Source organism: Cellulomonas sp. P4_H12, assembly GCF_056400905.1.
The window spans coordinates 1-12524 of sequence record NZ_JBFUKJ010000024.1 but is presented as its reverse complement, the minus strand read 5'-3'; the positions used below and the strand labels follow the sequence as shown (position 1 = coordinate 12524).

Annotated in this window: 11 protein-coding genes; 6 read left to right on the top strand and 5 right to left on the bottom strand. The window is 75.9% G+C overall.

What is annotated here, in order from left to right:
* Nucleotides 1-60: 60 nt before the first annotated feature.
* The 4 genes from AC1DQC_RS14385 to AC1DQC_RS14370 are packed head-to-tail and all read left to right on the top strand — an operon-like array spanning nt 61 to nt 6329.
* Nucleotides 61-3021, top strand: a complete 2961-nt coding sequence (locus AC1DQC_RS14385; protein ID WP_477051931.1) for a hypothetical protein — start codon at nt 61-63, stop codon at nt 3019-3021.
* Between the two features lie 22 nt (nt 3022-3043).
* Nucleotides 3044-4288 (top strand): MFS transporter, encoded by a 1245-nt coding sequence (locus AC1DQC_RS14380; protein ID WP_477051930.1) that lies wholly within the window; start codon nt 3044-3046, stop codon nt 4286-4288.
* Nucleotides 4289-4297: 9 nt separating this feature from the next.
* Nucleotides 4298-5488, top strand: coding sequence for an endo-1,4-beta-xylanase (locus tag AC1DQC_RS14375; protein WP_477051929.1), 1191 nt, complete (start codon nt 4298-4300; stop codon nt 5486-5488).
* 4 nt (nt 5489-5492) lie between these two features.
* On the top strand, nt 5493-6329 hold the full coding sequence (locus AC1DQC_RS14370; RefSeq protein WP_477051928.1) for a TrmH family RNA methyltransferase: 837 nt from the start codon (nt 5493-5495) through the stop codon (nt 6327-6329).
* Here AC1DQC_RS14370 and AC1DQC_RS14365 read toward each other — a convergent pair.
* Genes AC1DQC_RS14365 through AC1DQC_RS14345 form a run of 5 tightly spaced genes read right to left on the bottom strand, consistent with a single transcriptional unit; the run spans nt 6326 to nt 10428 of the window.
* Nucleotides 6326-7633 carry a Fic family protein gene (locus tag AC1DQC_RS14365; RefSeq protein ID WP_477051927.1) on the bottom strand — a complete coding sequence of 436 codons (1308 nt, stop codon included), beginning with the start codon at nt 7631-7633 and terminating at the stop codon, nt 6326-6328. The genes AC1DQC_RS14370 and AC1DQC_RS14365 overlap by 4 nt on opposite strands.
* A gap of 58 nt (nt 7634-7691) precedes the next feature.
* Nucleotides 7692-8624 (bottom strand): alpha/beta hydrolase, encoded by a 933-nt coding sequence (locus AC1DQC_RS14360; RefSeq protein WP_477051926.1) that lies wholly within the window; start codon nt 8622-8624, stop codon nt 7692-7694.
* 16 nt (nt 8625-8640) lie between these two features.
* Entirely contained in the window at nt 8641-9207 is a 567-nt protein-coding gene (locus tag AC1DQC_RS14355; RefSeq protein WP_477051925.1) for a YbaK/EbsC family protein, read from the bottom strand.
* Between the two features lie 20 nt (nt 9208-9227).
* Nucleotides 9228-9752 (bottom strand): YbhB/YbcL family Raf kinase inhibitor-like protein, encoded by a 525-nt coding sequence (locus AC1DQC_RS14350; protein WP_477051924.1) that lies wholly within the window; start codon nt 9750-9752, stop codon nt 9228-9230.
* A 7-nt stretch (nt 9753-9759) separates the two neighbouring features.
* Nucleotides 9760-10428 (bottom strand): Pr6Pr family membrane protein, encoded by a 669-nt coding sequence (locus tag AC1DQC_RS14345; RefSeq protein ID WP_477051923.1) that lies wholly within the window; start codon nt 10426-10428, stop codon nt 9760-9762.
* Between the two features lie 223 nt (nt 10429-10651).
* Between AC1DQC_RS14345 and AC1DQC_RS14340 the strand changes: the two genes are divergently transcribed.
* Entirely contained in the window at nt 10652-11473 is an 822-nt protein-coding gene (locus AC1DQC_RS14340) for a hypothetical protein (RefSeq protein ID WP_477051922.1), read from the top strand.
* Nucleotides 11470-12524: DNA polymerase Y family protein (locus AC1DQC_RS14335; protein WP_477051921.1), on the top strand; the 1055-nt coding region annotated here is incomplete at its 3' end. The genes AC1DQC_RS14340 and AC1DQC_RS14335, both read left to right, overlap by 4 nt.

Here is a 12524-nt window from a genome sequence, read left to right as displayed (position 1 = left end):
TCGCCCGACGGGCGTAATGTCCGCAATGTCGCGTGCGAGCGAGGGTGCGGGGGGAACGCCATGGCAGCGGAACGAGCACGACGCCCGCCCGCGCCCGTCGGGCCGACGGTCCTCGAGCTGAGGATCCACGGGATCGGCAACACGCCGCCGCAGGGCATGCTCGGGGTGGACGCCGACAAGATCACGCGCACCAACGGCGACCGGTCCGCCAGCTTCTGGACCACCACCGACCCCCACGCCGCCGGCGGCTCGGACCGGCGCCGGGTCGAGGCGTACTCCTGGGGCGCCCTCGCCCGCGCGAGCTCGCTGCCCGGCCTGGGGTTCGTCGCGGGTCTCGGTCAGGCGCTCATCCGCGCCGGGTGGACCTTCCTGATCCCGTTCGGCGTGGCCAACGCGGCGTACTGGGCGCGCCGGCTCCCCGAGGACGTGCGGCTGCGCCGGCCCACGGGTGCGCCGGGGCCGTTCGGGGCAGCGGCCGTCCGCCTGTTCTGCCTGCTGCTCAGCCTGCTGCTCGTCGCCACCTTCGCGGTCGCGTCGGTCGACGTCGTCGCGACGCAGTGCTTCGGTCCGCTGAGCACGACCACGGCGACGCTCGTCGACAGCGCCGGACACACCGTGCAGCGCAGCACGACGTCCCGGCTCGTCTGCTCCCACCTGCCGTCGGGGATCCGTGCGATGGCCGGCATGACCGACGGGCAGCGGGTCGCGCTCGCGGGCGTCGTCCCTGCGCTCCTGCTCGTGCTCCTCGTGCTCATCGCGTGGAGCGGCAGCGTCCGCTTCGACCAGCGGGTGTCCGTCACCCGCGCGACCACCCCGGGGAGCGCCGAGGTGCACGCGTGGGACGTCCCCGTGCTTGCCCGAACCGGGTTCTGGCGCACCTCCTCGCAGGCCCGCGCCGACGCGTCCCTGCACGTCGCGGGCGGGCTCGCCCTGGTGGCCGCCCTGCTGGCCCAGCAGCGCATGGCGGCCCCGCCGGCGGGTGCGGCCCTGGGGCCGTGGCGKGTGCTGTTCGCGCTGGCCGTGGTGCTGCTGCTCGCCGTGGCGGTGCGGGTGGTCGGGCAGACGTCGGGGTACCCGGACGTCGACGGCGACGGGCCCCCCTCCCAGCGCCCACCGACCCCGCCACCGATCCCACCTCGGCTGCTCCGCCTGCCGTGGGGGGCGATCCTCCTCTCCGCCTCGATCGTCCTGCTCGTCGCCGTCCAGCTCGGGCTCGCCGGTGCCGGCGACTACCTGCCGGGAGCCGACCCGGGCCGGCTCTCGCCGACGTCGATCGCCTCGGACGCGGCGGTCACCGGGCTGGTCGGGCTGCTGGTGCTGCTCTGCGTGGTCGGCGTGGGGCTGCGGCGCGGCGTGCCCGGGCGGACGTGGATGGTGCTCGGGTCTGCGGTGGTCGTGGCGGCGCTGTGCTCGGCGCTGCTCGCGCACGGCGGGTCGCGGGGCGCCGCGGTGGTCGCCGCGTGCGTCGCGGGCGTCCTGGTCGTGGTGCTGTGCACGATCGTGCTCACGGCCCGGGGCGACGCGCACGAGCGCCCCTACACGGGCTGGGCGGGCACGGGGCCGGCGGTCTTCATGACCCTGGCGGCCGGTCTCGCGGTGCTCCTGAGCAGCCTCGTCGTCGTGGGACTCGCCGCTGTGCTGGACGCCCCGGACGCGCCGACGCCCGTCACCGGGGCGGCGCCGGGAGACACGCTCACCACCCCGCGCGGCCTCCAGACGACCGTCAGCGGGCTGCACCACGTGCTCGCGGTGCCCACGGTGTACACCGCCGCCGGGTACGCGACCCTGGCCGTCCTGATCGGCCTGGCGCTGACGGCGGGCGCCGCGATCGTGCGCGGGCTGACGGCCGGGCGGATCCCCGTCCGTCCGGGCGGCAAGTTCGAGGCCGTCGCCGGCCTGAGCCCCGTCGGCCAGGAGGTCGTCTTCGGCGCACGCCGTGCGGCCGCCCTGGTGCAGCGCGCCGAGATCGTCGTCGGCGCGCTGGCCGCGCTGCTCGGTGCCGCGCTCGTCGCGGTCCTCGTCACCGCGATGGCCGTCGCCGCGGACCTGCGCGCGCAGGAGTTTCCGCCCACCTGCCGCATCGCGTGCGACAGCATCTCGCTGCGGACCGTGGTGGCGGCTCTGCTGGCCGGTGTCGTGGCGGTCATGGCCGGGAAYGTCGTGGCCGGCAGCCAGACCGCCGCGGCACGCCCGTGGGGGTTCCTGTGGGACCTGCAGTGCTTCCTGCCGCGCGCCGCCCACCCGTTCGGGCCGCCCTGCTACTCGGAGCGCGTCGTGCCGGAGCTGCGGCGGCGCATCGACGACTGGCTCGAGCTGGAGGACCCCGGTGCCCCGCCGGGGACCCGGACGCAGGACCCCACGCGACGGGTGGTGCTCTCGGCGCACAGCATGGGCGCCGTGCTCGCGGTGTCGACGCTGTTCGCGCGCTGGGACGGCGGCGCGCAGCCGATGGGCGCCGCCAGCGTCGCGTCCTCGACCGACCCCCGCATCGCGCTGCTCACGTACGGCACCCAGCTGCGTCCGTTCTTCGGGCGGTTCTTCCCCGAGCTGTTCGGGCCCGCCGTGCTCGGCACACGCCCGTGCCTCGCTCCGCGGCTGGTCGCGCGGGACCCGTGGGCGGAGGACCGCCGGGTGCCGGTGGTCGGCGAGCCGGCGGTCGCGCCGGCGCGGAAGCGACCGACCGACCCGCCCCCGCTCACCCTGCTGGACTCCCTGGGCGGGCGCGCCGCGCCGCGCTGGCTGAGCCTGTGGCGGCGCACCGACTTCGCGGGGTTCCCCGTGGACGCGTACACCGTCGGACCGCCGCGCAACGTCGAGGAGCCCCAGCCGCCCGAGTGGCCCGAGCCGCCGCTCGACCCGCACGCCGACCCGGGTGGCCCGCCGCGGCCAGCGCGACCGCTCGACCGGATGGCCGGCGAGTACGACGAGGAGGCGTACATGTTCGTCGCCGCGCGCCACTCGGACTACCCGCGGTCGGCGGCGTACCGGCGGGCCGTGGACGACCTGATCGAATCGATGTGACCGGACCCGTACGCTCGGCCCCATGACCCTCCCCGACGCCGAGCCGCCGGGGTTCCAGCGCGACCGGATGACGATCGCGTTCTACGGCTGCTTCGCCGTGTGGGGCTGGCTCCTGTACAGCTTCAACCCGAGCGTGCCGCTGCTGGCCGACGAGCTGGGCATCAGCGACGCGCAGGCCGGCCTGCACGGGACGGCCATGGCCGCCGGCGGGATCCTCGCCGCGTTCGTCACCCCGCGGCTGGTCCGCAGCCGGGGACGCCGGGCGGCGATCCTGCTCGCGTCCGGGGTCGTCATGCTCGGGGCGTGCGGGCTGGTGGCGGCGCCCGCGCTCGCGTGGAGCCTGCTGGCCATGGTGGTCCTCGCGCTCGGCGGCAACGTCATGATCAGCGCGGCGCAGGCCGGGCTCGCGCTGCGGCACGGCGCCAAGGCGTCGGCCGCCCTGACCGAGGGCAACGGCGTCGGCTCCTCCGTCGGGCTCGTCGGCCCGCTGGCCGTCGGCGCGTGCGTGGCGGTCGGCTGGGGCTGGCGGCCCGCGGTCCTCGTGACGGTCGCCCTGGCGCTGGTCACGGCGGTTCTTCTCTCTCGCGTCCCCGTCGGTGGGGCGATGACCCCCGCGCACGTCGCCGGCGCGGGGTCCGTCGTCGCCCCGGTACCGGTCCACGCCGGCAGCCGGCTGCCCGCCGCGTGCTTCCTGGTCACGCTCGTGGCCGGCATCTCGCTCGAGTTCGCCACCACCTACTGGTCGACCAGCCTGATCCTCCAGCAGACCAGCGCCGGCGCCGGGATGGCCGCCGCGGCGACGGCCGGGCTCGTCGCTGGCATGTCCGCCGTGCGGTTCGTCGTCAGCCCGCTCTCGCTGCGCATCGCGCCGACCCTGCTGCTCGCCGTCGCGTTCCTCGTGGCCATCGGCGGCTGGGCGCTCCTGTGGACCGCGACCACTCCCGCGGCCGCGATGGTCGGGCTCGTGGTCGCCGGGTTCGGGTACGGCGCGCAGTACCCCCTGTCCATCGCCCTGCTCCTGGCCACCGCGCCCGGGCGGCCCGACGCGACGCAGGCCCGCGCGACCTTCGTCGGCAGCCTCGCCGTGGGGATGGCGCCCTTCGCGCTGGGCGCGCTGTCCGACGCCGTCGGCACGCACCAGGCGTTCCTCGTCGTGCCGATGGTCGCGCTCGTCGGCGCGGCGGCCGCGGTGCTCGGCGGACGCGCGCTGCGGGCGGCCCGCGCGCCGGCCGGGCAGCCTGTCCCGGACGTGGCGGCGCATCGATAGCGTGACGGCATGCCTCCGTTCGCTCACCGCCGCGCCGACGCGGTCGTCACCGTCCTCGGTCCCGACGGCCGCCCGCTGGTCCACACCGACGTGCTCGTCGCGCAGGAGCGGCACGCGTTCCTCTTCGGCAACATCGGCTTCGACTTCCTCGACCCGGACCGCGCGTCCGCGTCCCTGGCCGACCTCTGGTTCGACGTGTTCAACGCCGCCACGCTCCCGTTCTACTGGGGGACCTTCGAGCCCGTCCGCGGGCGGCCCGACACCGCGCGGCTGCTGCGTGCGGCGCGCTGGTTCGCCGAGCGCGGCGTCATCGTCAAGGGCCACCCGCTCGCGTGGCACACCGTCGGCGCGCCCTGGCTGCTCGACCTGACCACGGACGAGATCGCCGACGCCCAGGACGCGCGGATCCGTCGCGACGTCGCCGACTTCGCCGGCGTGATCGACACCTGGGACGTGATCAACGAGGTCGTCATCATGCCGGTGTTCGACAAGGAGCCGAACGGCCTGACCCGGCTGGCGTGGGACCGCGGGCGCATCCCGACCGTCCGGCTCGCCTTCGACGCGGCGCGGCAGACCAACCCGTCGGCCACCCTGCTGCTCAACGACTTCGACATGTCCACCGCCTACGAGTGTCTGATCGAGGGCGTCCTCGAGGTCGGGATCCCGGTCGATGCGATCGGCCTGCAGAGCCACATGCACCAGGGCTACTGGGGCGAGGAGAAGACGCTGGCGATCCTGGACCGGTTCGCGCGGTTCGGCCTCCCGCTGCACCTCACCGAGACCACCCTGGTGTCCGGTGAGCTCATGCCCGCGCACATCGAGGACCTCAATGACCACCAGGTCGCCTCCTGGCCCTCGACCCCGGAGGGCGAGGCGCGGCAGGCCGACGAGATCGAGCGCCACTACCGCACGCTCGTCGGGCACCCCGCCGTGCAGGCGGCGACGTACTGGGGGATCACCGACGAGGGCGCGTGGCTCGGTGCGCCGGGCGGGCTGGTCCGCGCCGACGGGACCCCGAAGCCCGCGTACGACGCGCTGCGGCGGCTGGTGAAGGACGAGTGGTGGCTGGCACCGACGACCGTTCGGACCTCCTCGTCCGGGCAGCTGCCGGTCAGCGGGTTCCGCGGCACGTACTCCGTCGACGGGGTGCCGTTCGACCTCGGCCAGGACGGGGAGGTCGTCGTCCGGCTGGAAGGATGAGCGCGTGCCCGTCGCCTCCCTGCAGCCCGTCACCGACCCCGCCGACGACCGCCTCGCCGACTACGTCTCGCTGACCGACGTCGCGCTGCGCTCGCGGCAGGAGCCCGCCAAGGGGCTCTACATCGCGGAGAGCTCGACCGTCCTGGGCCGCGCGCTCGCCGCCGGCCACCGCCCGCGCTCCGTCCTGCTGTCGCCGCGCTGGCTGCCGGACCTCGAGCAGCTGCTGGCCGGCCTGCCTGCCGACGACACCGAGATCCCGGTCTACGTCGCCGAGGAGCCCGTGCTCGAGGCCATCACGGGGTTCCACGTGCACCGAGGTGCGCTCGCCGCCATGCACCGGCCGCCGCTCGCGCCGGTGTCGTCGCTGCTGGCCGGCGCGCGCCGGGTCGCGGTGCTCGAGGACATCGTCGACCACACGAACGTCGGTGCGGCGTTCCGCTCGGCGGCCGCCCTCGGCGTCGACGCCGTGCTGGTGACCCCGCGCTGCGCCGACCCGCTGTACCGACGGTCCGTGCGGGTCTCGATGGGGACCGTGTTCCAGGTGCCGTGGACGCGCATCGACCCGTGGCCGGAGGGCATCGACGTGCTGCGCGAGGCGGGCTTCGTCACCGCCGCCCTCGCGCTGTCCGACGACTCGATCACCCTCGACGCCCTCGTCGCGGACCCGCCGGAGCGCCTGGCGCTGGTGCTGGGCGCCGAGGGGCACGGGCTCAAGCCGGTGACCGTCGCCGGGTCCGACCTGGTGGTGCGGATCCCCATGGCCGGCGGGGTGGACTCGCTCAACGTCGCGGCGGCCGCCGCTGTCGCGTTCTGGGCCACGCGGGTGCCGGACGCCGGCTAGCGGTGCTGGCCGCGGTGGCCGCGGGGCAGGCGGCAGGTGCGTCCGGCGCGGGGGAGCCACGCGCCGCACGTCGTCCCGGCCCGGTCGTCGACGGCGGCCACGGGCACGTCGACGGCCGACGGCGGGTCGACGTCCGCCGTCGCGCCCGGTTCCGCGACGAGGTCCAGCAGCTCGGTGGCGACCCAGACGGTGCGCGTGCGGTCCGCCTTCCGGTCGGGGCGCAGCACGCCGGCGGCGGCCAGGGCCTCGAGCGCGCTGCGCGCGGCCGGTCCGGTGACCTCGAACCGGGCGGCCACCGACGCGGCGTCCAGCACCGGGTGGCTGGGGAGGTCGGCGACGAGGCGGTGGGCGACCCCACGGCGCACCCGGCCCGTCGGCGAGCGTCCGCGCAGGTAGGCGTCGAGCGCCGCGGTCTGCCGGTCCTGCCAGGACGTCACCTGGCCCGAGAGCCGGAGCGCGTCGGCGGCGGCCGCGGTGACGGCCTCGGCGATCACGGTCGCGATGGCGACGCCGCGGTCGCCCCGACGGTAGGCGTCCAGCGCGGCGTAGTATCGCTCGCGGTCGCGGAACAGCGCCGTGCTGATCGGCAGCGTGACCTGCGGGGCGACGCCGTACCGGGCCAGCACGGTGCCGATGAGCACGCGTCCCGCGCGGCCGTTCCCGTCGGCGAACGGGTGGATGGTCTCCAGCTGCACGTGCGCGAGGGCCGCGGCGAGCACCGGCCGGTGCCGTCGCGACGCGAGGTACGCGTCGAGGTCGTCCAGCAGCGCGGGTACGAGCTCGTGCGGGGGCGCGTTGTAGTGCGCCTCCAGAGGCGTGCGCCCGCCGATCCACACCGGCTCGTGGCGGACGCCCGCGTGCCGGGGCGCGATCAGCCGCTGCAGCTCGACGACGTCCCACACGAGCGACACCTGCGGGTCGCGGGCGCGCTCGACCGAGGCGCGCACGGCGTGCAGCGTGCGGGCGACGGTCACGGCCGCCTCCCGACCGCGGGCGACGAAGTCGGCGACCGCGACGGCCCGGGGGGTCGGCTCGTACCCCTCGATCAGGGAGGACGCCGCTGCCTCGGAGCGCACCAGCAGGTCGCCGACCTGCCCGAGGCCCGCCGGCCCCGCGAGCTCGGCGGCCTCGCGCGCGCGGACCTCCGCCTCGTCGAGCAGCGCCTCGAGGTCCCGGGCGACGGGGACGTCGAGGTCGAACAGCGAGCCGGGGACGAACGCCTGGTAGGTGCCGGCGCGCGTGAACCGGCGCGGCACGCCGTCGGTCACGGCCGGCGTCCACTGCTGCGTGACGTAGCGGCTCATGCTCACCTCCCCGGTAGCGCCGTAAAGTTGCCTCCGATGCTACTCGAGGAAAGTTTATCTAGTCGTCGTGGGGCAGCGTGTACCTCAGGAAGCCGGTGGTCCGGGCCCACGTCTCGGAGCGCACCCGCGCCGTGATCACCGGGTCCCCGCCGTGCCGGAAGGTGACGCCCGGTCCCGGGCCGAGGCTGGTCGAGGCGGCCCCCGGCGGGCCGGCGATCATGTGCCCGACATGGTCCACGACGACGTTCGCCCACGGGTACGGGTGGTCCGCCCGGCGCAGGCGGTCGGCGGCGACCTGGTGGTAGCCGGGGGAGTCCCACATCTGGTCGTCGCCACCGGCCACGAGCAGGACGCCGCCGCGGATGCGCTCGACCGGGATGCTGATGCGGTCGAGCGCGTCGGGGTCCGTCGGCAGCGCGGCGAAGCCGTCCCGCAGCGCGACGGGCTCGTGGCGCTCGATGGCGTCCACCAGCTCGGGCGTGACCTCGTACGGGAGGAACGGTAGCGCCTCGCCGTCGACGGTCCAGGCGGGTCCGGACGTGCGCAGGATCGCGTCCAGCCGGCCGGCGCGGTAGTCGATGCCCTGCGTGACGACCCCGCTGCCGACGACGCTGACCACGGACCCGACGCGCTCGTCGCGGCTGCCCACGAGCAGCGCGGCCTCGCCGCCCCGCGAGCCGCCGAGCAGCCCGATCGCACCCGGGACGAACCCCTCGGACTCGAGCAGGTCGAGCGCGCGGGTGAAGTACTCGAGCGGCACGTCGACGAGCACCGGCGGGACGCCGGGCGCGCCGAAGTACGCGACGGCGAGCGCGGCGAAGCCCTCCTCGGCGAGCGCGACGGCGTCCCGCTCGTGCAGCCCGCCCTCCGACCCGCCGATCACCACGACGGCGCGCTCGGCCCCGGCGGCGGGTCGGGCCAGGACGCCCGCGATCCCGTGCGCGCGGCAGACGGCCCGGTCCCGGATGACGCGGCTGGTCGTCCGGCTCATGCGGGCACCCTAGCGATCAGGCCAGCGCCAGACCCTCGATCAGCTCGACACCGGGCGCCCGCGCGAGCAGCGCACCGGGCAGGGCGATCTTCGAGCGACGGACCCCGCTGCCGATGATGACCGTCGCCCCGGAGCCGGGGTCGTCCTGCGCGACGCGGGCGTCGACCAGCACGCGGTAGCGCGCGGGGAGGCCGAGCGGCGTGATGCCGCCGTACTCCATGCCCGACTCCTCGACCGCGCGGTCCATCGGCAGGAACGACGCCTTGCGCACGTCGAGCAACCGCTTGACGGCGTTGTTGACGTCGGCGCGCGTGGTGGCCCGCACGACGGCCGCCGCGACACGCTCCTCGCCCTCCCGGCGACCCGCGACCAGCACGCAGTTGGCCGAGGCCGCCGGCGGCAGCGCGTACGCCGTGGTGAGGGAGGCGGTGTCCGCCAGGTCCGGGTCGATCTCGGTCACCAGGACGGCGTCGGCGACGTCGGCGTCCTGCGCGGACCAGGTGGTGACCGCGGCCAGGGTGGACGGGGCGAGCAGGTCCGGGCGGTCGAGCGCGCGCACCCAGGTCAGCGTGCCGGGGCTCACCGCGGGGCTCACCTCTGGGCTCACCGCTGGTAGGTCCCGACCAGGACCGCGCGCGCGAGGGTGTGGAAGACGACCGCGGTGTTCGCGGCTCCCGGCATCATGTCCGGCCCGAACCCGAGGGACGGCACGTCGAGGGCGTGCACGACGAAGAAGTACCGGTGCACCTGGTCGCCCGGCGGGGGAGCAGCGCCGCGGTACGCGGCCTCGCCGTCGTCGCCGCGCAGCGCGAACGCGCCCGCGGGCAGGTCGGCACCCGTGGCCAGGGACGTGGTGGTCGCGGGGACGTCGACGACGGTCCAGTGCCACCAGCCGGCCGGGCCCGGGGCGTCCGGGTCGAAGCAGCTGACCAGGAACGACTGTGTGCCCTCGGGGAAGCCCTCCCACGACAGCTGGGGCGACACGTTGCGGCCGGCGTCGGTGTTGGTGTGCACGTCGGACAGGCGCTCGCCGTGCCGGAAGTCGTCGCTGGTCAGCGTGAAGTCGGGGACCGGCGGGAGCAGCGAGTAGGGGTCGGGGGCGACGGGACGGGTCAGGTTGACGGCCATGCCGACATCATTCCGCGGGGACCAGCGGCGCGCGCGGGGTCGGCTCGGGCACGCGTCGCCCGAGGATCGGCTGCGCGGGCAGGAGCCGGTCGATGCCGACGAGCGCGAGGCCCAGGACGAAGAAGCCGACGCCGTAGATCAGCACGTTGAGCAGCAGACCGCCGTACCCGAGCTCCGAGACGTCGATGAACCCGTACGGGTAGTCGCTGCCGGGGCTCAGCACGCCGCGGACCGTGGTGAAGGCGCAGTAGGCGACGGGGTAGAGCAGCCAGTAGGCCGCGTTGCGGATGCGCAGGCGGCGGTGCGGGACCATCAGCAGGTAGTGCACGAACGCGGCGATGGGCGTCAGCCGGTGCACCAGCTGGTCGTGCGTGAGGCCGAGCGCGACGACCTCCTCCCCGGGCGGGGCGGGGTCGAGGATGAGGTACGAGACGAGCCCGGTGATGAGGATGAAGAGCGTCACCGCGCCGAACAGCCAGGGCGCGGGCTCCGTGCGCCGGGCGAGCACGGCGATGCCGCCCCAGAGCATGACGACCGCCAGCAGCAGGTTCGACTGGTTGGTGAAGTAGACGTAGTCCTCGAGGTCGAACGTCACCCCGGTGCTCGGGGCCCAGAACAGGGCGAGGAACGTGATCGCCGCCAGTGCGAGGCGGTAGATCCCGACGACGAGTCCCATGACGTGCCTCCGGCTGATGGTGTGCCACACCGGCCACGCTGCCGGGCGACGAGAACATAGCCGAGACCTGCGACGTCGCGCCCGGGGCACGCCGCCCGGCGAGCAGCCGGGTGACGGCGGATTGACACCGTCGGGGATGTCAGCGTGTACTGAGATACTTCGAACAGATGTTCGATGGAGGTCTCGAGAGCACCCTCTCATCGGCCCACGAGGGGAGGTCAGCATGACGGTCGACACCATGTCCCGGGAGGACCGCGTCATGCTCGCACGGGCCGCCCTCGCCCGCGCCGAGCAGCGCACCGGGGCGCGCAGCGTCCTGMCGCTGGGTGGCCTCGCGCGCGAGGCTCCGGAGGTCGCCGCGGTCCCGGTGGCGGCGGTCGCGGCGGTGCCGGACCTGCCCGACGGACCGGCCGAGCAGCCGACCACGGGGATCATCACCAGCGAGCGACCGCCGATGGCGGTGCCGCCGCCGCTGGTGCCGATCCTGCCCGAGGGCCTGCGCCGCGGCGGCACCACGGTGGTCACCGGGTCGACGTCGCTGGTGCTGGCCATGCTCGCGCACGCGTGCGCCGGTGGGGCGTGGGCGGCCGTCGTCGGTCAGCCGACCATCGGCCTGCTCGCGGCGTCCCAGGCGGGTGTGTCGCTGGACCGGCTGGCGGTGGTGCCGCGGCCCGGCCTCGAGGCGCCGACGGTGGTGGCGGCGCTGCTCGACGGGGTGGACGTGGTGGTCGTCGGTCCGGAGGTCGCCCTGTCCGACGCCGAGCGGCGCACGCTGTCCGCGCGGGCACGGGACCGCGGGTCCGTGCTGCTGTCGACCACCGACTGGCCCGGCGCCGGCGTCGTGCTGACGGTCGAGTCCGGCCGCTGGACGGGGATCGACGCGGGCGAGGGGCGGCTGCGCACGCACGAGATCCGGCTGGTGCGCACCGGCCGGGGGAGCGCCGCCGTGCCGCGCGCGCTCGACCTGACCCTGCCGATCGGGTCGTCGCCGGTACCGCAGGTCGCGGCCGAGGCGCCGGCACCCGGCCTGAGGCTCGTCGGATGAGCACGCGCACGACCGTCCTGTGGGTCCCCGACTGGCCCGTGGTCGCGGCGGCGACCGCCGAGGAGGTCCCGGCGCACCAGCCGACCGCCGTGCACGACGGCCGGCAGCTCACCGCGGTGTCCGCCCTCGCCCGGGCGGAGGGCGTGCGCCGGGGGATGCGCCGTCGGCAGGCGCAGGGGGTCTGCCCCGAGCTGGTGCTGCTGGCGGCGGACGACGCCCGCGACGTGCGGCTGTTCGAGCCGGTCGCGGCGGCGGCCGAGACCGTGGTGGCGGGCATCGAGGTGGTCCGCGCCGGGATGCTGCTGCTGCCCGCGGGCGGCGCGAGCCGGTACCACGGCTCCGAGGACGCCCTGGCGGAGAAGCTCATCGACGCGGTCGCGGCGGGGTCGGGGCACGAGTGCGCGGTCGGCACGGCGGACGGGCTGCTGGCGGCCGTGCTGGCCACCCGGACCGGTGCGGTGGTGCAGCCAGGGGCGTCGGCGGCGTACCTGGCACCGCGCGGCGTGAGCGAGCTGGTGCACGCGGCGGTCACGGACGAGGCCGCCTCCGCGGTGGCGGAGCTGGTCGACCTGCTGCACCGCCTGGGGCTGCGGACGCTCGGGCAGCTCGCCGCGCTCCCGCCCACCGACGTGCACGCCCGCTTCGGGCGGCTCGGCGCGTGGGCGCAGCTGCTCGCCCGCGGGGACGACGAGCGGCCGCCCGCGCGGCGGCGGCCCGAGGCGGACCTGGAGGTGGCCGCCGACCTCGACCCGCCGCTCGACCGGGTCGACTCCGCGACGTTCGCGGGCCGGCGCCTGGCCGAGGAGCTGCACGCCCTGCTGGTCCAGCACTCGGTGACCTGCGGGCGGCTGCAGATCGCCGCGCGCACCGACGAGGGCACCGACCTGGTGCGGACGTGGCGCACCGACCTGGGCGGGTGGGGCGGGCTGACCCCGGCGCGGATCACCGACCGGATCCGCTGGCAGCTCGAGGGCTGGCTGGCGTCGAGCGCGGTGGAGACCGCCCGGGCGCGGGCGGCCGACGACCCCGCGGCGCGTGCCCGCGCGCGGGC

Bases quoted from the DNA above. Each gene is read 5' to 3' on its own strand.
- AC1DQC_RS14350 (WP_477051924.1), bottom strand. From the start codon at position 9,752: ATGGCCGTCAACCTGACCCGTCCCGTCGCCCCCGACCCCTACTCGCTG.
- AC1DQC_RS14380 (WP_477051930.1), top strand. From the start codon at position 3,044: ATGACCCTCCCCGACGCCGAGCCGCCGGGGTTCCAGCGCGACCGGATG.
- AC1DQC_RS14360 (WP_477051926.1), bottom strand. From the start codon at position 8,624: ATGAGCCGGACGACCAGCCGCGTCATCCGGGACCGGGCCGTCTGCCGC.
- AC1DQC_RS14345 (WP_477051923.1), bottom strand. From the start codon at position 10,428: ATGGGACTCGTCGTCGGGATCTACCGCCTCGCACTGGCGGCGATCACG.
- AC1DQC_RS14365 (WP_477051927.1), bottom strand. From the start codon at position 7,633: ATGAGCCGCTACGTCACGCAGCAGTGGACGCCGGCCGTGACCGACGGC.
- AC1DQC_RS14375 (WP_477051929.1), top strand. From the start codon at position 4,298: ATGCCTCCGTTCGCTCACCGCCGCGCCGACGCGGTCGTCACCGTCCTC.